This window comes from Caulobacter segnis, from assembly GCF_019931575.1.
Classification (GTDB): Bacteria; Pseudomonadota; Alphaproteobacteria; order Caulobacterales; family Caulobacteraceae; genus Caulobacter; species Caulobacter segnis_C.
The window spans coordinates 1,031,340-1,048,840 of sequence record NZ_CP082923.1; the positions used below are offsets into that span (position 1 = coordinate 1,031,340).

The window sequence follows — 17,501 nt, forward strand, 5'->3', positions numbered from 1 at the left end:
CGCGCGATGGACCTGATCAGCCAGACAGTAGTGGACGGCGTGGCCGGCCCCGGCGCGCCGCCGACCTATCCGACCTTGAGCGGCGTCGACCTGGCCGACATCTTCCGCTTCGCCAACGGCCAACCCTGGGCCGACTTCGCGCGGATGCGCCGGGAGGCGCCGGTCATGTGGCATCCCGAACCGTTCGGCGGGCCGGGCTTTTGGGCCCTGACCCGCTACGAGGACGTCCAGCGGGTCAACGGCGATCCGGAGACCTTCTCGTCCCAGCGCGGCGGCATCCTGATGTCGATGGGACCCCCGGACCGCCGCCACGCCCTGCTGTTCCGGGCGTCGATGGACACCATGATCAACCTCGATGCGCCGCATCACCTGCAGCTGCGCCGCGAGCACATGCCCTATTTCACCCCGGCCTATCTGCGCGGCCTGACCGAGCGGGTGAAGGGCGAGGTGACCCGCCTGCTGGACGAAATGGAGCCGCTGCTGGCCGGCGGCGCCGAGATCGACATGGTCGAGCACTTCAGCTCGGTCCTGCCGCTGTTCACCCTGTGCGAGATCCTGGGCGTGCCGCCCGAGGACCGGAAGAAGTTCCTGACCTGGATGCACTACCTGGAGCGCGCCCAGGACCTGGCGGTGCAGCAGGCGACCGCGCCGATTCAGCCGACGCTGGAGCTCATGCAGTTCGTCATGGACTTCAACAACAACGTCGAGGAGATGTTCGAGTACGGCCGGACCATGCTGCACAAGCGGCGGCAGGATCCGAAGGAAGACCTGATGACCGCGATCGCCCGCGCCCAGGTCGACGGCTCGGTGCTGTCGGACGAATATCTGGACGGCTCGTGGCTGCTGATCGTGTTCGCCGGCAACGACACCACCCGCAACACCCTGTCGGGCGCGATGAAGCTGCTGACCGAGTTCCCGGACCAGAAGCAGCGGCTGATCGACGATCCCTCGCTGCTCTCCGGGGCGGTCGACGAGTTCATCCGCATGGTCAGCCCGGTGATCTACATGCGCCGCACGGCCGCGCGCGACGTCGAGGTCAATGGCCAGCTGATCCGCGAGGGCGAGAAGGCGATCATGTACTACGGCGCGGCCAACCGCGATCCGGCCATGTTCGAGAACCCCGACCAGCTGGACGTCACCCGCGCCAATGCGGGCAAGCACATCGCCTTTGGTTACGGCCCCCACACCTGCATCGGCAAGCGCGTGGCCCAGATCCAGCTGGAGGAGGCCTACCGCCAGATCCTGGCGCGGTTCCCGGACCTGACGTGGACGGGGAACATCGAGATCGCGCCGAACAACTTCGTGCACGCGATCAGCAAGCTGGGGGTGAAGCGGGGGTAGGGCGGTTGCCGCGATTTCATACGCGTGTTTGACTGTTCGAAAATCACGAGGAAACCGCCGCCATGTCGCAACCGACCTTCGAGACTATCCTGTACGACGTTGAGGAAGGGATCGCGACGATCACCCTGAACCGTCCGGAGCGGATGAACGCCTTCACCGCCCGGATGATGAAGGACCTGATCGAGGTGTTCGACGTCACCGACGCCGACGACGCGGTGAAGGCGGTGATCATCACCGGCGCGGGCCGGGCGTTCTGCGCGGGGGCCGACCTCGGCGGTGGCGGGGCCACCTTCGACCGCACCTCGCCCCAGGCCATCGAGCGCGAGGAGGGCAAGGTCGGCGACGTCTATCGCGACGGCGGCGGCCGCGTGACCCTGCGGATGTACGACAGCCTGAAGCCGATCATCGGCGCGATCAACGGCGCGGCGGTCGGGGTTGGCGTGACCATGCAGCTGCCGATGGACATCCGCCTGGCCTCGACCGAGGCCAAGTTCGGCTTCGTCTTCGCCCGCCGGGGGATCAATCCCGAGGCCGCCTCCAGCTGGTTCCTGCCGCGCCTGGTCGGCCTGCAGACAGCGCTGGAGTGGTGCTACACCGGCCGCGTCTTCCCGGCGACCGAGGCGCTGGAGAAGGGGCTCGTCCGGTCGCTGCACGCGCCCGACGAACTGTTGCCCGCCGCCCGCGCCCTGGCCCGCGAGATCGCCGACAACACCGCCCCCGTCTCGGTGGCCCTGACCCGCCAGCTGCTGTGGCGCATGGCCGGCGCTTCGCACCCGATGGAGGCCCACAAGGCCGACAGCCGCGCCATCCAGTCGCGCGGCGCCTCGGGCGACGCCAAGGAGGGCGTGACCTCGTTCCTGGAAAAGCGCGCGCCGGTCTATCCGAACAAGGTGTCGACCGATGTCCCCGACATCTGGCCGGAGTGGCGGGAGCCGGAATTCCGCTGAGTTCCCCTCTCTCCTCCCCCTTAGGGGGAGGGGGACCGCCGAACGGCGGTGGAGGGGGCCTTGGGGCGAGGCCTGTTCAGCACCGCTTCGCGGACCCCCTCCGTCTCGGCGCGTAGTCGCGCCGATCCACCTCCCCCTAATGGGGAGGAGAATTGGGTCGGAGGCCTTCGCTCACGGCCCGTTAAGCGCGGTCTGCTCTATGTCGAACTGATGAACTCAGCCGCGCGGACATCGTCGCTCGTGGAGCCGGAGGCGCCGAAGGCTCCGCCGCGTTCGCGCCTGACCCTGTTCAAGCGCCTGACCGACGTGGTCTGCCTGCCGACCAGCCGCATCAACGCCTTCGAGCGGGCGATGAGCGCCGACCTGCTGGTCGAGATGCTGCGCGACGCCAGCGTGGCCGAGCGCGAGAAGGTCGCCCGCCGCCTGGCCATGCTGAACGAGATGCCGGGCGTGCTGGCGCGCCTGCTGCTGCGCGACGAGCTGCCGGTGGCGCGGGCCCTGCTGGTCGAGGCCGAGAAGCTGACGGACGCCGACCTGATCAGCTGCCTCTACAACGCCTCGATGGAGCACCGCCGCCTGATCGCCCATCGGCGCGGGGTCAGCGAGGTGGTGGCCGACGCCCTGGTCGACATGGGCGAGCCGCCCGTGATCGAGGCCCTGCTGCGCAACGAGCTGGTCAGGCTCAGTCACCAGGGCGTGGAGAGCATCGTCGCGGCCACCCGCGACGCGTCCTACCTGATCCCGCTGCTGCTGCGCCGGGCGGAGCTGCGTCCCAGCCACGCCTATGTGATGTTCTGGTGGGCGGACGCCGAGGTGCGCAAGACCATCCTCCAGCGCTTCGCCGTGTCGCGCGAGATCCTGCAGGAGGCGGTCGACGACGTCTTCGGCCTGGCCTCGGCCGAGGGCTGGGAAGACCCGCTGTCGGGCAAGGCCCTGCAGTTCATCGCGCGCGAGCAGCGCAACCGCGCGGCCATCGGCGAGAGCCCGTTCGGCAGCCTGGAGGAAGCCGTCGCCGCCGGCGCGAACGGCCTGACCCGTGAGATCGCCGAGGAGATTTCGTACCTGTCGGGGCTGAAGCCGATCACCGGCGCCAAGATCTTCACCGATCCCGGCGGCGAGCCCCTGGCCGTCCTGTGCAAGGCCGCAGGCCTGCCGCGCGGCTGCGTGCGTCAGCTGTGGCGCGGCCTGGACCGGCAGGAGGTCGACCGCAGCGGCGAGCTCGACCACGCGCTGGAACGGGTGATGACGATCTACGACATGGTCGCCGTCGATCGCGCCCAGACCGTGCTGCGCTACTGGAACTGGTCCCTGACCTCGGCCCTGAGCCCGGCCCTGCTGAAGGCCATCCGCGAGGGCGAGGAGGCCGCGCTCGGTGAATATTCGACGCCGCAGCGCTCGGCGATGCTGGCGCTGTCCCGCGACTTCGATCGCTAGAGCCCGTCCCGGGGCTTCCAAGTCTAAAGCGCGTTTCGCGAGCGGCGGCGCGTACGCTTTCGTCCTGCGTGCCTTAGAAATGGGATATCGCCGGTTTTTCGCGCGGCTGCTTGTGCCCGCTTAGGAACTCAACCTCCCTTACTTCCGGTCTGGGGTCTTCATCCCAATCAGTGAACACTAGATTATTACGTGTGATCTCTTGAGAGGTCCGTATTGCCCGAGGCATGCAATCTTTGTATGCACCCTTCGACTGGAACAGTGAATCAGCCGCATCAACAAAAAGATTTGGCTTACGGGCGAGGCCTTATGGAAGACCAATCCGATCTGATCGAGATGACGGCGGGCATTGTCTCCGCCTATGTCGGCAACAACGTGGTCGCCACCGCGGATCTGCCGGCCTTGATCAAGCAAGTTCACGCGGCGCTGGCCACCGTCGGCGCGCCGGCATCCGAACCGGCTCCGGCGCCGAAGGAGCCCGCCGTCCCGGTCAAGAAGTCGATCACGCCCGACTTCCTGGTCTGTCTGGAGGACGGTCGCAAATTCAAGTCGCTGAAGCGCCACCTGCGCACCAAGTACGACATGACCCCCGAGGACTACCGCGCCAAGTGGGGGCTGCCCAAGGATTACCCGATGGTCGCCCCGAACTACGCCGAGGCGCGTTCGAACCTCGCCAAGCAGATGGGCCTGGGCCAGGGCGGTCGCAAACCGGCTCGCAAGGCGAAATAGTCGAGTCGGAACAGAAGCTTGGCCTTAAGCGGCCCGAGACATCGCAGCGCCCGTCGTCCGAACCCGGACGGCGGGCGTTTCCTTTGACGGTTGACTCCCACAGGGAATCTCGTCGCGCGGCATGTTTTTCGCTTGCCGCCGATTCGTTCCTTAAGCGATAGTGAATCGAAGTGATTCCAAGGGCTTGTTGAGGACTCTGAAGATGTCCGCGCAATTGAGCGCATCCGCTACGGCGGCCCGCGCTCATCAGGAGATGTTCGCCTACTGGGCGTCCCTCCGTCGGGGGGCGAGCCTCCCCGCGCGCGTCGATCTGCATCCCTCGAGCATGAAGCGGCTGCTGCCGACCGTATCGTTGATCGATGTGGTCAACCAGCCGCGCGACTATCGCCTGCGCCTGGCCGGCACCGGTCTCTACGGTGTCTACGGCCGCGAGATCACCGGCCGCATGCTGGGCGACGTCTACAACACCGCCGCCTCTGAGTACTGGCGCAAGGAGCTGGACAAGGTGGTCGACGAGCGTCGTCCAGGCGTCGGCGTCCACAGCCTGGCTTGGCGCGGCGCCCCGCACATGTCGATCCTGTGGCTGCGCCTGCCGCTGGCCACCAACGGCAAGGACGTCGACATGATCCTCGGCTACGACGCCGTGGTCGGCGCCCAGGCCGAAAGCGCCTCGGGCATCCGGGCGGCCTGACCGCCGCGAAAAACCGCAATGGTCAAGCTTGCCCGTCGGGCGAACGCGCTTAAGGTCGCGCGCTTCGTAGGGGCGACTTGTCGAGACGGCGTGACCGGTGATCCTGACGTTCTGAGCTTCATCCGCGAACACATCCGGTCGGTGTGGGCGCTAGAGCTGCTGCTGAAGCTAAAGGCCGATCCCGAGCGGTGCTGGGCGGCCAACGAGCTGGTCGAGGCCATGCGCGCCAGCCACGCCCTGATCGACGACAACCTGGCGGCCCTGATGGCCGCGGGCCTGGTGATCCCCGACGATCGCGGCTGCTTCCGCTATCGCCCGGCCGCGCCGGTGCTGGCCAGGCTATGCGACGAGCTGGAAGAAACCTATCGCGTCCGCCCCGTGACCGTGATCCGTTGGATCTCGGCGCCGACCGAACGGCTGCGGTCGCTGGCCGACGCATTCAAGTTTTCCGGCAAGCTCCCCGGCAAGTCCGGACCCAAGGGAGGGGACAAGTGACGCCCGCCGTCGTCTACGGACTCTGCCTGGCGGCCAGCCTGCTGTGCGCGGGCCTGCTGATCCGGGCCTGGCTGGCGGCGCGCACGCGCCTCCTGCTGTGGACCGCCGTCTCGTTCGGCTTCATCGCCCTGAACAACCTGCTGCTGGTCGTCGACCTGGTGCTGCTGCCGACCCAGGTGCAGCTGTGGTGGCCGCGCCAGATCTCGCTGATCGTGGCGATCGGCGTGCTGATCTACGCCTTCATCTGGGAGGTGGATCAATGAGCGGGCAGGAGGGATTGGTCGCCGGGGCGCTGTCCGCCGGCTTCCTGGTGCTGGCGGCGTTCTTCCTGCGGTTTTGGGGGCGGACGCGCGAGGGCCTGTTCCTGGCCTTCTCGGCCGCCTTCGCCCTGATGGCGGTGAACCAGGCCCTGCCGGTGATGCTGCACATCCCGCAGGAGGAGCGCGGCGGCATCTACCTGATCCGCCTGGTCGCCTTCCTGCTGATCATCGTGGCGGTGGTCGGCAAGAACCTGAAGCGCGATCCCGAGGGCTAGCCTTCGAGAAACGCCTCGACCTCGCGGCGGGACGGCATCGACGGCGCGGCGCCGGCCTTCTGCACCGACAGGGCGGCGGCGGCGTTGGCCAGTTCGACGGCCTCGCGCAGGTCCATGCCGGCGGCCAGGGCCGCGGCCAGGCTGCCGCAGAAGCAGTCGCCGGCCCCGACGGTGTCGACCGCCTTGACCTTCTTGCCCTCGACCAGGAACGCCTCGTCGCGGCGCACGGCGGCGACGCCGGCCACGCCCAGGGTGACGATGATCGTCTGGTCCGGACGGCTCATCAGCTTGCGGGCGGCGACGGAGACGTCCTCCAGCCGCACCGGTTCGTGATCCAGCTTGGCGTAGGTGGCCAGCTCGGTCTGGTTGACGATCAGGATGTCGGTCAGCGGAAACAGGGCCGCGCCCTGGGGCAGGGCCGGGGCGGCGTTCAGCACGCGCAGGGCGCCCTTGGCCGCGCCGGTGCGGAACAGGCTCTCGATCGCCGTGGCCGGGGTCTCCAGCTGGCAGAGCAGCACGCGCTGCCCCTCCAGCGGGGTCGAGGCGACGTTCTGCGGCGTGACCATGGCGTTGGCCCCGGCGGTGACCACGATCATGTTCTCGGCGTTGTTGGCCACCCAGACGTGGGCCTGGCCGGTCGGCACGCCGGAGAGCTCCATGACGTCGGCCACCTGCACGCCATAGCCGGCCAGCTTGGCCTTCAGGTTGCGGCCGCTGTCGTCGCCGCCGACCGCCCCCATCAGGCGGGTGGCCGCGCCCATGCGCGCGGCGGCCACGGCCTGGTTGGCGCCCTTGCCGCCCAGGAACAGTTCCAGGGACAGGCCGGCCACGGTCTCGCCCGGGCGCGGCAGGTCGTCGACCCGCGCCACGGCGTCCAGATTGATCGAGCCGAGAACGAAAACAGTCATGGTCGTGTCTTCTAGAGGTCTGTTCTTATCCGCCGCCGCCGCGCTGGAAGCTCTCGACGAGGCTGCCCGCGACGAGTCGCCAGCCGTCCACTAGCACAAAGAAAATAAGCTTGAACGGAAGACTGATCGTCGCTGGCGGCAGCATCATCATGCCCATGCTCATCAGCACGCTGGCCACGACCAGATCGATGACCAGGAACGGGATGAACAGCAGGAAGCCGATCTCGAAGGCGCGCTTCAGCTCCGAGATCATGAAGGCTGGTGTGACCACCTTCAGCGGCAGCGCCTGGGCGTTCTGGGTCTGGGGGATCTTGGACAGTCGCACGAACAGGGCCAGGTCGTCGCGGTCGACCTGGCGCAGCATGAACTGCTTCACCGGGCCGCCGGCGGCCTCGAAGGCCTCGGGCAGCTCCATCTGATGATCCAGCAGCGGCTTGATGCCGGCGTCGTACGAACGCTCGAAGGTCGGGCCCATGACGATGGCGGTCAGGAACAGGGCCAGGCTGATGATCACCGGGTTGGGCGGGCTGGACTGGATGCCGATGGCGGTGCGCAGCAGGCCCAGCACCACCACGATCCGCACGAACGATGTGGTCATGATCACGATCGACGGGGCCAGCGACAGCACCGTCATCAGGCCGACCAGCTGGACCACGCGGTCGGTCAGGCCGGCGCCGGTGCCCAGGTTGATGTTCACCGCCGACTGGGCCATCGCCACGGCTGGCATGACCGCGCAGGCGATGGCGGCCAGCACCGAGATGATCGCGGCGCGGCGGAGGTCCTCCGGCTGGGCGCCCGTCACGGACTTGATCAGGTCGCGGATCATCAGACCACGGGCTCCGGAGCGGAAACGGTCGGGGCGGGCGCGGGCGTGGCCGCCGGCCTGGCGGGCGGGACCCAGTCCAGCAGCCTGCCGTCGCCCAACAGGACCAGGCGCTCCTCGCCGTCCAGGCTGACGACCACCAGGCGGCGGGTGGGATCCAGGGCCAGGCTCTCGACGACCTTCAGCCGGCGGTCCTGCCGGGCGGCGATCGCGCGGCCGATCGCGTCGGGCCCGTATTTGCGCATCGCCCAGGCGGCCAGGCCGATCAGGCCCAGGGTGACCGCCAGCGCCGCGAGGGCGCGGATGAATTCGATGACGTCCATGGGGCCTGGAGGTGGGGATGGCGAGACAACTTGGCGCAGGCGAATGCCCCCGCTGACCCTGGTGTGCCTGACGGTTCTTAATGTCGAATTAACCCTGTTTCTTCACCATGTTCGTCATGGGACCCGACGATATCGCCCTCTTCGGCATGCTCAAGAGCCGCCTCGGTTATCTGACCGAGCGCCAAAAGCTTGTCGCCCAGAACGTGGCCAACGCCGACACGGCCGACTACAAGCCCAGCGACCTGAAGCCCTTCAGCTTCCAGGCCTCGCTGATGAACCAGGGCACGGGCGCGGCCTATCGCGGCGGCGCCAGCGCCCCGACCAACGGCGTCCAGATGATCGCGACCTCGGCGTCGCACCTGGCGCCGGCCAAGGCCCCCAGCGCCTGGCGCGAGACGTCGGGAGCCGACTCGGAAGTCACCCTCGACGGCAACGCGGTCTCGCTCGAGGACCAGATGCTCAAGATGACCGACGCGCGCATGAACTACGACGCGGCGATCACCTTCTACCAGAAGTCCATGAACATGCTGCGCACGGCCGCGCGCAAGCCGAACGGCTGAGGATTTAGGCGATGCCCGAGATCAAGTCCCAATCGCTGGCGACCATGGCCGTGGCCTCCTCGGCCCTTCGCGCCCAGCAGGGCCGCATGCGCGTCATCGCCGAGAACCTGGCCAACGCCAACTCGACCGCGCGTACCGCCGGCGGCGACCCCTATCGTCGCCAGGTCCCGGTGTTCCGGCCGGCGAACGTCCAGGGCGCCGAGGGCGTGCAGATGGTGCGCGTCAGCCCCGACGAGAGCGATTTCAAGACCGAGTACGACCCCGGCAACCCGGCCGCCGACGCCAAGGGCTACGTCAAGCTGCCCAACGTCAACACGCTGGTCGAGGCGCTGGACATGAAGGAGGCGCAGCGCGCCTACGAAGCCAACCTCAATGTCATCGAGACCGCGCGGGCCATGGAATCCCGCACCCTCGACATCCTGAAGAAATAGGGGCTAGGCCATGATCACCGCGCTCGCCGCCGCCAAGGCCTATGCCTCGCAAGGCGCCATGTCCGTCGGATCGATCGGCTCGCTCGGCGGGACGGACAAGGCGAAGGGCATGGACTTCGGCGACATGCTGAAGTCGGCCATGGACGGCGCGACCAAGGCCTCCAAGATCGCCGAACACAAGATCGCCGACCAGGTGGCGGGCAAGGCCGAACTGGTCGACGTCGTCACCGCCATCAGCTCGGCCGAGGCCAGCCTGGAAACCGTGATGGCCGTGCGCGACCAGGTGATTTCGGCCTACCAGGAAATCATGCGCATGCCGATCTAGGCGCGGCGCTTTCCTTCACATCTCCCACGAACAAAAAATGGGCCGCGTCCGAGGAGGACGCGGCCCAGTTCGCTTCAGGGGAGAAGAAAGAAACGCTACGCTTACTGAAAGGCGTGGCTCACAAATGCAGGAACGCCCGGGCCACCGCGAGCAGCCCGCCCCAGACGATCGCGTTCAGCACCGCAGCCAGCAGCACCGCGAAGCCCAGCGGCCATTGGCGCGGCGCGCGGCGGGCGCGGGGATCGAACGGACGGGCTTGGGTCGCGACGGTCATGAAGGGCTCCTTGAACCTGTCGCTCATGGTCGAGATTGACTCGGCCCCTGCGAACCTGACGACCTGTCGCGCGCCGCCTTGTCGCACCCGACTTTTGAGTCGACGCTCGCGGCCGACACGGGTTGAGTCCCGCGCCGCCCCGGAGTTCGCATGACCCCCGCCATCGTCCTCGACCAGGTCAGCAAGACGTATGGCGGCCAGGCGGTGCTAGCGCCGACCGCGCTGACGATCGCCAAGGGCCGTTTCGTCGCCCTGGTCGGCGGCTCGGGCGCGGGCAAGACCACGCTGCTGAAGCTGATGAATGGCCTGCAGACGCCGACGAGCGGCCGGGTGCTGGTCGAGGGCGCGGACATCGCCGCCCGACCCGGGCCCGAGCTGCGGCGCGGGATCGGCTACGTCTTCCAGGAGATCGGCCTCTTCCCGCACATGACCGCGGCCCAGAACATCGGCATCACGCCCGAACTGCTGGGCTGGGGCCAGGACGCGATCGCCGCGCGGGTCGATGAGTTGCTGGACCTCGTGGCCCTGCCGCGCGAGGTCGCCGGCCGCTCGCCCTCCCAGCTGTCGGGCGGCCAGCGCCAGCGGGTCGGCGTGGCCCGGGCCCTGGCGGCGCGGCCGTCGATCCTCCTGATGGACGAGCCGTTCGGGGCGCTAGACCCGGTCACGCGCGTGGCCCTGGCCGACGACGTCCGCCGCCTGCACGAGGCCCTCTCCCTGACCACGGTGATGGTCACCCACGACGTCGGCGAGGCCCTGCTGCTGGCCGACGAGGTGGTGGTGATGGCCGGCGGCGAGGTCCTGGCCCACGCGCCGCCACGCTCACTGCTGGCCGGGCATCCCGACCCCGTCGTCGCCGACCTGATCGCCGCACCAAGAAAGCAGGCCGAACGTCTCGCGGAGCTGGCCCGTGGCTGATCGCCTGAACGCCGCGCTCGCCGTCCTGCCCGAACGGCTGGGCTGGCATGTCGCCCTCTCGGCCTCGGCCCTGGCCCTGGGCCTGGCCATCGCCCTGCCGCTGGGGATCGCCGCCGCCCGCAGCCCGCGCCTGAAATGGATCGCCCTGGCCAGCGCGGGCCTCGTCCAGACCATTCCCAGCCTGGCCCTGCTGGCGCTGTTCTATCCGGTGCTGCTGCTGCTCTCTGGCCTGGCGACGAAGGTGCTGGGCCACGGCTTCCCGGCCCTGGGCTTCCTGCCGTCGCTGCTGGCCCTGACGCTCTATTCGATGCTGCCGATCCTGCGGAACGCGGCGGCGGGCGTCTCCGGGATCGACCCGGCCGTGGTCGAGGCCGCGCGGGGCGTGGGCATGACCGATCGCCAGCGACTGTGGCGGGTCGAACTGCCCCTGGCCGCGCCGGTGATCATGGCCGGGGTCCGCACCGCCGCCGTCTGGACGATCGGGGCGGCGACGCTGTCCACGCCCGTCGGCCAGACCTCGCTGGGCGACTACATCTTCTCGGGCCTGCAGACCGAGGACTGGGTGGCGGTGCTGGTCGGCTGCGCGGCCTCGGCGGGCTTGGCGCTGGTGGTCGACGGCCTGCTGGGCCTGATCGAGGCCGGCGTGGCCCGGCGCGACGGGCGGCGCCTGTGGGCTGGCGGCGCGGGCCTCGCGATCGGCCTCCTGGCGGCGCTGGCGCCCCTTGCCGGCGCGGCGCTGTCGCAGGGCCGCCCGGCCTATGTGGTCGGAGCCAAGAACTTCTCCGAGCAGTACATCCTGGCCGAGCTTATGGCCGGCCGGCTGGAGGCCCAGGGCGCCAGCGTCCAGCGTCGCGTGAACCTGGGCTCGGCCGTGGCCTACCGCGCTCTCGCGGCCGGCGAGATCGACGCCTATGTCGACTATTCGGGCACCCTGTGGGCCAACGTCCTGAACCGCGCGGACAATCCCGGCCGGGCGGCGGTGCTGGACGGTCTGCGGAAGGAGCTGAAGGCCCGCGACGGCGTCGTCCTGCTCAACGCCCTGGGCTTCGAGAACGCCTACGCCCTGGCCATGCGCCGCGACCGCGCCGAGGCGCTGGGCGTGAAGACCCTCGCCGATCTGGCGACGAAGGCGCCGGACCTCGTCATGGGCGGCGACCTGGAGTTCTTCTCGCGACCGGAATGGGCGGCGGTGGTCAAGGCCTATGGCCTGCGCTTCAAGACCAAGCGCCAGTTCCAGCCGACCTTCATGTACCGGGCCCTGGAGAGCCGCGAGGCCGACGTGATCTCGGCCTTCTCGTCGGATGGCCGGATCGCCGCCGACGACCTCGTGCTGCTGGCCGACCCCAAGGGCGTGCTGCCGCCCTACGACGCGGTGATCCTGGTCTCGCCGAAGCGGGCCGGGGATCGGCGGTTGGTCGAGGCCTTGAGGCCGCTCGGCGGGAGCATCGACGTCAAGGCGATGCAGGCGGCCAACTACGCGGTGGATCGGGATGCGGGAAAGAAGAGCCCGGCCGAGGCCGCGGCGATGCTGGCGCGCTAGAGGATCCCCGGCAGGTCCAGCCCCTTCTCCCGCGCGCAGTCCAGCGCGATGTCGTAGCCCGCATCCGCGTGGCGCATGACGCCCGAGGCTGGGTCGTTCCACAGCACCCGCGCGATCCGCTTCGCCGCCGCGTCCGTCCCGTCGCAGACGATGACCATCCCCGCATGCTGCGAGAAGCCCATGCCCACACCGCCGCCGTGATGCAGCGACACCCAGGTCGCGCCCGAGGCGGTGTTGAGCAGGGCGTTCAGCAGCGGCCAGTCCGACACCGCGTCCGAACCGTCCTTCATCGCCTCGGTCTCGCGGTTGGGCGAGGCGACCGAGCCGCTGTCGAGGTGATCGCGGCCGATGACGATCGGGGCCTTAAGCTCGCCGCTGGCGACCATGGCGTTGAAAGCCAGGCCCAGGCGGTGGCGGTCGCCCAGGCCGACCCAGCAGATGCGCGCCGGCAGGCCCTGGAACTTGATCTTCTGGCCGGCCATGTCGAGCCAGTTGTGCAGGTGCGGATTGTCCGGGATCAGCTCCTTGACCTTGGCGTCGGTCCTGGCGATGTCCTCGGGATCGCCCGACAGCGCCGCCCAGCGGAACGGGCCGATCCCCCGGCAGAACAGCGGGCGGATATAGGCCGGCACGAAGCCGGGGAAGCCGAAGGCGTTCTTGACCCCTTCCTCCAGCGCCATCTGGCGGATGTTGTTGCCGTAGTCGACGGTCGGGACGCCGGCGGCCTGGAAGTCGAGCATGGCCTGGACGTGGACGGCCATCGAGGCGCGGGCCGCCTTGTTGACGCTGTCCGGATCGCGCTCGCGGGCGTCGGCCCACTGGTCCAGGCTCCAGCCGGCCGGCAGGTAGCCGTTGATCGGATCGTGGGCGCTGGTCTGGTCGGTCAGGAGATCCGGGCGGACGCCGCGCTTGTAGAGGTCCGGCAGCAGTTCGGCGGCGTTGCCCAGCAGGCCGACCGAGATCGGCGTCCTGGCGGCGCAAGACTCTTCGATCCAGGCCAGGGCCTCGTCGATGCTGTCGGTCGAGCGATCGAGATAGCCGGTGCGCAGGCGCATCTCGATCCGCGAGGGCTGGCACTCGATGGCCAGGCACGAGGCCCCGGCCATCACCGCCGCCAGCGGCTGGGCCCCGCCCATGCCGCCCAGGCCGGCGGTCAGCAGCCACTTGCCCGACAGGTCGCCGGCGTGGTGCTGGCGACCCATCTCGACGAAGGTCTCGTAGGTGCCCTGCACGATGCCCTGGGCGCCGATATAGATCCACGAGCCGGCGGTCATCTGGCCGTACATGGCCAGGCCCTTGCGATCGAGGTCGTTGAAGTGCTCCCAGGTGGCCCAGCGCGGCACCAGGTTGGAGTTGGCGATCAGCACGCGCGGCGCGTCGGCATGGGTGCGGAAGACGCCGACCGGCTTGCCGGACTGGACAAGAAGCGTCTGGTCGTCGTCCAGACGACGCAGGGTCTCGACGATCTTGTCGAAGCTCTCCCAGTCGCGGGCCGCGCGGCCGATGCCGCCATAGACGACCAGTTCCTCGGGGCGCTCGGCGACGTCGGGATGCAGGTTGTTCATCAGCATCCGCAGCGGGGCTTCGGTCAGCCACGACTTGGCGGAAAGCTCGGTCCCCGTGGCGGGGCGGATGACGCGGGTGTTGTCGCGGCGGGTCATGCGTTGGTTCTCGCGAACTGGAGGCAAGCGTTGAGGACGTCTTCCAGCACCGCGCGCAGGGGCTCGGCGCGGTCGGCGTGGAAGGGCGTAGGCCAGGTGTCTTCGGTGGGCGGCTCGGCCGGGTCGTCCATGTAGCCCCGGCAGGCCAGCTCCATCTGGATGGCATGGACGCCGGTCGACGGCTGGCCATAGTGGCGCGTGGTCCAGCCGCCCCTGAAGCGGCCGTTGGTGACGCGCGAGCGTCCGGACGCGTCGCAGGCGGCCTCGACGGCGGCGGTCAGTTCATCGGCGCAAGACGCGCCGCTGTTGGTTCCGAGATTGAACTGCGGCAGCTCGCCGTCGAACAGGCGCGGCACATGCGAGCGGATCGAATGGGCCTCGTACAGCACGACGGTCGGATGGGCCGCGCGCAGGCGGTCGATCTCGGCGCGCAGGGCGGCGTGGTAGGGCTCGAAATAGGTCTCGCGCCGCCGGTCGATCTCGGCCGCATCCGGCCCACCGTCACGCCACAGCGGCTCGCCGTCGAAGGTGGTGGTGGGACACAACTCGGTCGTCGTCTGGCCCGGATAGAGCGAGGCGCCCGACGGGTCGCGATTGACGTCGATGATGGTGCGCGAGATCGCCGTCCGAACGATCGTCGCCCCCATCCCCTCGGCGAAGGCGTAGAGGCGATCGACCCACCAGTCGGCGTCCTTGCGCGCCAGCCAGGGGGAGACGAGGCGGGCCTCGATCTCGGGCGGGATCTCTCGGCCGGTGTGAGGGAGGCTGACGATCAGCGGGGCGTCGCCGCGCGTGACCTGGAGCCAACTCACTCGGAAATCCCCGGCAGCGCGCCAGCCGCCGCGGTCACCGCGCCCGATCGCACCAGGGCGTTGGCCGCCTCCAGGTCCGGGTGGAAGTGGCGGTCGTCGGTCAGGTGCGGGACCTTGCTCCGGGTCAGCTTGCGCACGGCTTCCAGCGTCGCGCTGGATCGCAGCGGGGCATGGAAGTCGCAGCCCTGGGCCGCCGCCAGCAGTTCGATGCCCAGGACGGCGGTGGCGTTCTCGACCATGCCCAGCAGGCGCCGCGCGCCGTGGGCGGCCATCGAGACGTGGTCCTCCTGGTTGGCCGAGGTCGGGATCGAGTCGACGCTGGCGGGATAGGCCTTCTGCTTGTTCTCCGAGACCAAGGCGGCGGCCGTGACCTGCGGGATCATGAAGCCGGAGTTCAGGCCCGGCTTCGGCGTCAGGAAGGCCGGTAGGCCCGACAGCGCCGGGTCGACCAGCATGGCGATGCGGCGCTCGGCGATCGAGCCGATCTCGCAGACCGCCAGGGCGATCATGTCGGCGGCGAAGGCCACCGGCTCGGCGTGGAAGTTGCCGCCCGACAGGGCCTCGTCCGCCAGATGGCTGTCGCCTGGGAAGATGAGGGGGTTGTCCGAGACGCCGTTGGCCTCGGTCTCCAGCGTTGTGGCCGCTTGGCGCAGCACGTCCAGCGCCGCGCCCATCACCTGTGGCTGGCAGCGCAGGCAGTAGGGGTCCTGGACGCGCTCGTCCTCCTTCAGGTGCGAGGCGCGGATCTCGGAGGCGGCCATCAGGGCGCGCAGGGCGGCGGCGGTCTCGATCTGGCCGGCGTGACGGCGCAGGGCATGGATGCGCGGGTCGAACGGCGTGTCCGAGCCCTTGGCGGCCTCGGTCGACAGGGCGCCGGTGACCAGGGCCGACTGGAAGAGGCGCTCGGCCTCGAACAGACCCGCCAGGGCGTTGGCGGTCGAGAACTGGGTGCCGTTGAGGAGCGCCAAACCTTCCTTGGGTCCGAGCGTCAGGGGCGTCAGGCCGGCGGCCTTCAACGCCTCCGCGGCCGGCAGCCGCGCGTCGCCGACGAAGATCTCGCCGACCCCGATCATGGTCGCGGCCATGTGGGCCAGCGGCGCCAGGTCGCCCGAGGCGCCGACCGAGCCCTGGCAGGGCACGACCGGCGTCAGGCCCTGGACCAGCAGGGCCTCCAGCAGCCGCACGGTCTCGACCCGCACGCCCGAGGCGCCTTGCGCCAGGCTGGCCAGCTTCAGGGCCATCATCAGGCGGATGACCGGAACGGGCGAGGGCTCGCCGACGCCGGCGGCGTGGGACAGGACGATGTTGCGCTGCAGGGTCTCCAGATCCGCGTCGCCGATGCGGACGCTGGCCAGTTTCCCGAAGCCGGTGTTGATACCGTAGACGGGCTGGTGGCGGGCCAGGATGCGCCGTACCGCCGCCGCGCTCTCGTCGATGACCGGCCAGGCGCTGTCGGCCAGGCGCGCCGAGGCCCCGCGATAGATCGCCTTCCAGTCGGCCAGGGCTACGTCGCCGGGGTTCAGAACAAGCTGGGTCACTGGCCTCTCCACACGCGCGCATGGAGCCGATTGTGGCCCATGCGATAGACAAGTTCGGCGGGACGCTGGACGTCCCAGAGGGCGAGATCGCAGGCCTTGCCGGCCTCCAGCGTCCCGCGATCGTGCAGCAGCCCCAGCGCCCGCGCGGCCTCGCGGGTGACGCCGGCCAGGCACTCCTCGACGGTCATCCGGAAGAGGGTGGCGGCCAGGTTCATGACCAGCAGCGGCGAGGTCAGGGGCGAGGTGCCAGGATTGCAGTCGGTGGCCAGGGCCATCGGGACTCCGGCTTCGCGCAAGGCCTCGATCGGCGGGGCCTTGGTCTCGCGGGTGAAGTAGTAGGCGCCGGGCAGCAGGGTGGCGACCGTCCCCGAGGCGGCCATGGCGGCGATCCCGGCCGCGTCCAGGTGCTCCAGGTGATCGGCCGACAAGGCGTCGAACGCGGCGGCCAGGGCGGCGCCGTTCAGGTTCGACAGCTGTTCGGCGTGCAGCTTGACCGGCAGGCCGTGGGCGCGCGCGGCCTCGAACACGCGGCGGATCTGGGCGGGTGAGAAGCCGATGCCCTCGCAGAAGCCGTCGATCGCGTCGGCCAGACCGCGCGCGGCGATGGCGGGGATCATCTTGTCGCACACCAGGGCCACATAGCCGTCCGGGTCGTCGCGGTATTCGGGCGGCAGGGCGTGGGCGCCCAGGAAGGTGGTGCTGATCCCCACGCGGCGGATCTCTGCCAGCGCCCGGGCGGCGCGCAGGCTCTTGAGCTCGTCGTCGAGGGACAGCCCATAGCCGGACTTGATCTCGACCGTGGTGACGCCCTCGGCGATCAGGGCGTCCAGGCGGGGCAGGGCGGCCTGGACCAGCTCGGCCTCCGAGGCCGCGCGGGTGGCGCGCATGGTCGAGACGATGCCGCCGCCGGCCCGGGCGATCTCCTCATACGAGGCGCCGGCCAGACGCAGCTCGAACTCGTGGGCGCGGTCGCCGGCGAACACCAGGTGAGTGTGCGGGTCGATCAGGCCGGGGGTGATCCAGCGGCCTTCGCAGTCGATGGTCCGCGCGGCCTCGAAGGCGGGGGCGTCTTCGGCCGAACCAGCGTAGACGATGCGGCTGTCGCGGGCGGCGATCACGCCGCGCTCGATGATCCCCAGGCCCGGCCGCGTCGGGTCGAGGGTGGCGAGACGGCAAGTTATCCACAGGGTGTCGCAACGCATCCTGTCCGCCTCCCTCTCTT

The 17,501-nt window shown here is 69.5% G+C and carries 21 protein-coding genes; 13 read left to right on the forward strand and 8 right to left on the reverse strand.

Features of this window, described 5'->3' with window-relative positions:
• Positions 1 to 6 precede the first annotated feature (6 nt).
• The 8 genes from K8940_RS04860 to K8940_RS04895 all read left to right on the forward strand — a co-directional run bounded on the left by K8940_RS04860 (position 7) and on the right by K8940_RS04895 (position 6,169).
• On the forward strand, positions 7 to 1,341 hold the full coding sequence (locus tag K8940_RS04860) for a cytochrome P450 (protein WP_223393393.1): 1,335 nt from the start codon (positions 7 to 9) through the stop codon (positions 1,339 to 1,341).
• A 62-nt stretch (positions 1,342 to 1,403) separates the two neighbouring features.
• The gene (locus tag K8940_RS04865; RefSeq protein WP_223393394.1) at positions 1,404 to 2,288 is read left to right on the forward strand and encodes a crotonase/enoyl-CoA hydratase family protein; all 885 of its coding nucleotides are present in this window, start codon (positions 1,404 to 1,406) and stop codon (positions 2,286 to 2,288) included.
• A gap of 210 nt (positions 2,289 to 2,498) precedes the next feature.
• The gene (locus tag K8940_RS04870) at positions 2,499 to 3,722 is read left to right on the forward strand and encodes a DUF2336 domain-containing protein (RefSeq protein ID WP_223393395.1); all 1,224 of its coding nucleotides are present in this window, start codon (positions 2,499 to 2,501) and stop codon (positions 3,720 to 3,722) included.
• Between the two features lie 306 nt (positions 3,723 to 4,028).
• A complete protein-coding gene (locus K8940_RS04875) occupies positions 4,029 to 4,448 on the forward strand; it encodes a MucR family transcriptional regulator (protein WP_223393396.1) in 420 nt (139 codons plus the stop codon).
• 196 nt (positions 4,449 to 4,644) lie between these two features.
• The gene (locus K8940_RS04880; protein ID WP_223395771.1) at positions 4,645 to 5,139 is read left to right on the forward strand and encodes a PAS domain-containing protein; all 495 of its coding nucleotides are present in this window, start codon (positions 4,645 to 4,647) and stop codon (positions 5,137 to 5,139) included.
• A gap of 90 nt (positions 5,140 to 5,229) precedes the next feature.
• Positions 5,230 to 5,634 (forward strand): hypothetical protein, encoded by a 405-nt coding sequence (locus K8940_RS04885; protein ID WP_223393397.1) that lies wholly within the window; start codon positions 5,230 to 5,232, stop codon positions 5,632 to 5,634.
• Positions 5,631 to 5,897 (forward strand): DUF5985 family protein, encoded by a 267-nt coding sequence (locus K8940_RS04890; RefSeq protein ID WP_223393398.1) that lies wholly within the window; start codon positions 5,631 to 5,633, stop codon positions 5,895 to 5,897. The genes K8940_RS04885 and K8940_RS04890 overlap by 4 nt, the downstream gene beginning before the upstream one ends.
• Positions 5,894 to 6,169, forward strand: a complete 276-nt coding sequence (locus tag K8940_RS04895) for a DUF5985 family protein (RefSeq protein ID WP_223393399.1) — start codon at positions 5,894 to 5,896, stop codon at positions 6,167 to 6,169. The genes K8940_RS04890 and K8940_RS04895 overlap by 4 nt, the downstream gene beginning before the upstream one ends.
• Here the strand turns inward: K8940_RS04895 and K8940_RS04900 are convergent.
• The 3 genes from K8940_RS04900 to K8940_RS04910 are packed head-to-tail and all read right to left on the reverse strand — an operon-like array spanning position 6,166 to position 8,223.
• Positions 6,166 to 7,077 carry a ribokinase gene (locus tag K8940_RS04900; protein WP_223393400.1) on the reverse strand — a complete coding sequence of 304 codons (912 nt, stop codon included), beginning with the start codon at positions 7,075 to 7,077 and terminating at the stop codon, positions 6,166 to 6,168. The two genes, K8940_RS04895 and K8940_RS04900, sit on opposite strands and share 4 nt — an antisense overlap.
• 25 nt (positions 7,078 to 7,102) lie before the next feature.
• Entirely contained in the window at positions 7,103 to 7,903 is an 801-nt protein-coding gene (gene fliP / locus K8940_RS04905) for a flagellar type III secretion system pore protein FliP (protein WP_223393401.1), read from the reverse strand.
• Positions 7,903 to 8,223: a flagellar biosynthetic protein FliO gene (locus tag K8940_RS04910; protein ID WP_223393402.1), complete on the reverse strand. Its 321-nt coding sequence runs from the start codon at positions 8,221 to 8,223 to the stop codon at positions 7,903 to 7,905. The genes fliP and K8940_RS04910 overlap by 1 nt, the downstream gene beginning before the upstream one ends.
• Positions 8,224 to 8,339: 116 nt before the next feature.
• Here K8940_RS04910 and flgB point away from each other — a divergent pair, with 116 nt between their 5' ends.
• From flgB to fliE, 3 genes are read left to right on the forward strand one after another with little or no spacing between them, the layout of a single operon-like run.
• Entirely contained in the window at positions 8,340 to 8,783 is a 444-nt protein-coding gene (gene flgB, locus K8940_RS04915) for a flagellar basal body rod protein FlgB (protein ID WP_223393403.1), read from the forward strand.
• 11 nt (positions 8,784 to 8,794) lie between these two features.
• Complete coding sequence (gene flgC / locus K8940_RS04920) at positions 8,795 to 9,214, forward strand: flagellar basal body rod protein FlgC (RefSeq protein ID WP_223393404.1); 420 nt, start codon at positions 8,795 to 8,797, stop codon at positions 9,212 to 9,214.
• 10 nt (positions 9,215 to 9,224) lie between these two features.
• Positions 9,225 to 9,539: a flagellar hook-basal body complex protein FliE gene (gene fliE, locus K8940_RS04925; RefSeq protein ID WP_223393405.1), complete on the forward strand. Its 315-nt coding sequence runs from the start codon at positions 9,225 to 9,227 to the stop codon at positions 9,537 to 9,539.
• 118 nt (positions 9,540 to 9,657) lie between these two features.
• Here fliE and K8940_RS04930 read toward each other — a convergent pair whose 3' ends face one another.
• A complete protein-coding gene (locus tag K8940_RS04930) occupies positions 9,658 to 9,813 on the reverse strand; it encodes a hypothetical protein (protein ID WP_411675599.1) in 156 nt (51 codons plus the stop codon).
• A 150-nt stretch (positions 9,814 to 9,963) separates the two neighbouring features.
• Here K8940_RS04930 and K8940_RS04935 point away from each other — a divergent pair, with 150 nt between their 5' ends.
• Entirely contained in the window at positions 9,964 to 10,728 is a 765-nt protein-coding gene (locus K8940_RS04935; RefSeq protein ID WP_223393407.1) for an ABC transporter ATP-binding protein, read from the forward strand.
• Positions 10,721 to 12,268, forward strand: a complete 1,548-nt coding sequence (locus K8940_RS04940; RefSeq protein ID WP_223393408.1) for a glycine betaine ABC transporter substrate-binding protein — start codon at positions 10,721 to 10,723, stop codon at positions 12,266 to 12,268. Before K8940_RS04935 ends, K8940_RS04940 begins: the two co-directional genes overlap by 8 nt.
• Here K8940_RS04940 and hutU read toward each other — a convergent pair.
• From hutU to hutI, 4 genes are read right to left on the reverse strand one after another with little or no spacing between them, the layout of a single operon-like run.
• Positions 12,265 to 13,929, reverse strand: a complete 1,665-nt coding sequence (gene hutU, locus K8940_RS04945) for a urocanate hydratase (RefSeq protein WP_223393409.1) — start codon at positions 13,927 to 13,929, stop codon at positions 12,265 to 12,267. The genes K8940_RS04940 and hutU overlap by 4 nt on opposite strands.
• On the reverse strand, positions 13,926 to 14,741 hold the full coding sequence (hutG, locus tag K8940_RS04950) for an N-formylglutamate deformylase (protein ID WP_223393410.1): 816 nt from the start codon (positions 14,739 to 14,741) through the stop codon (positions 13,926 to 13,928). The genes hutU and hutG overlap by 4 nt, the downstream gene beginning before the upstream one ends.
• On the reverse strand, positions 14,738 to 16,291 hold the full coding sequence (gene hutH, locus K8940_RS04955) for a histidine ammonia-lyase (RefSeq protein WP_223393411.1): 1,554 nt from the start codon (positions 16,289 to 16,291) through the stop codon (positions 14,738 to 14,740). The genes hutG and hutH overlap by 4 nt, the downstream gene beginning before the upstream one ends.
• Entirely contained in the window at positions 16,276 to 17,481 is a 1,206-nt protein-coding gene (gene hutI, locus K8940_RS04960) for an imidazolonepropionase (RefSeq protein ID WP_223393412.1), read from the reverse strand. The genes hutH and hutI overlap by 16 nt, the downstream gene beginning before the upstream one ends.
• Positions 17,482 to 17,501 lie beyond the last annotated feature (20 nt).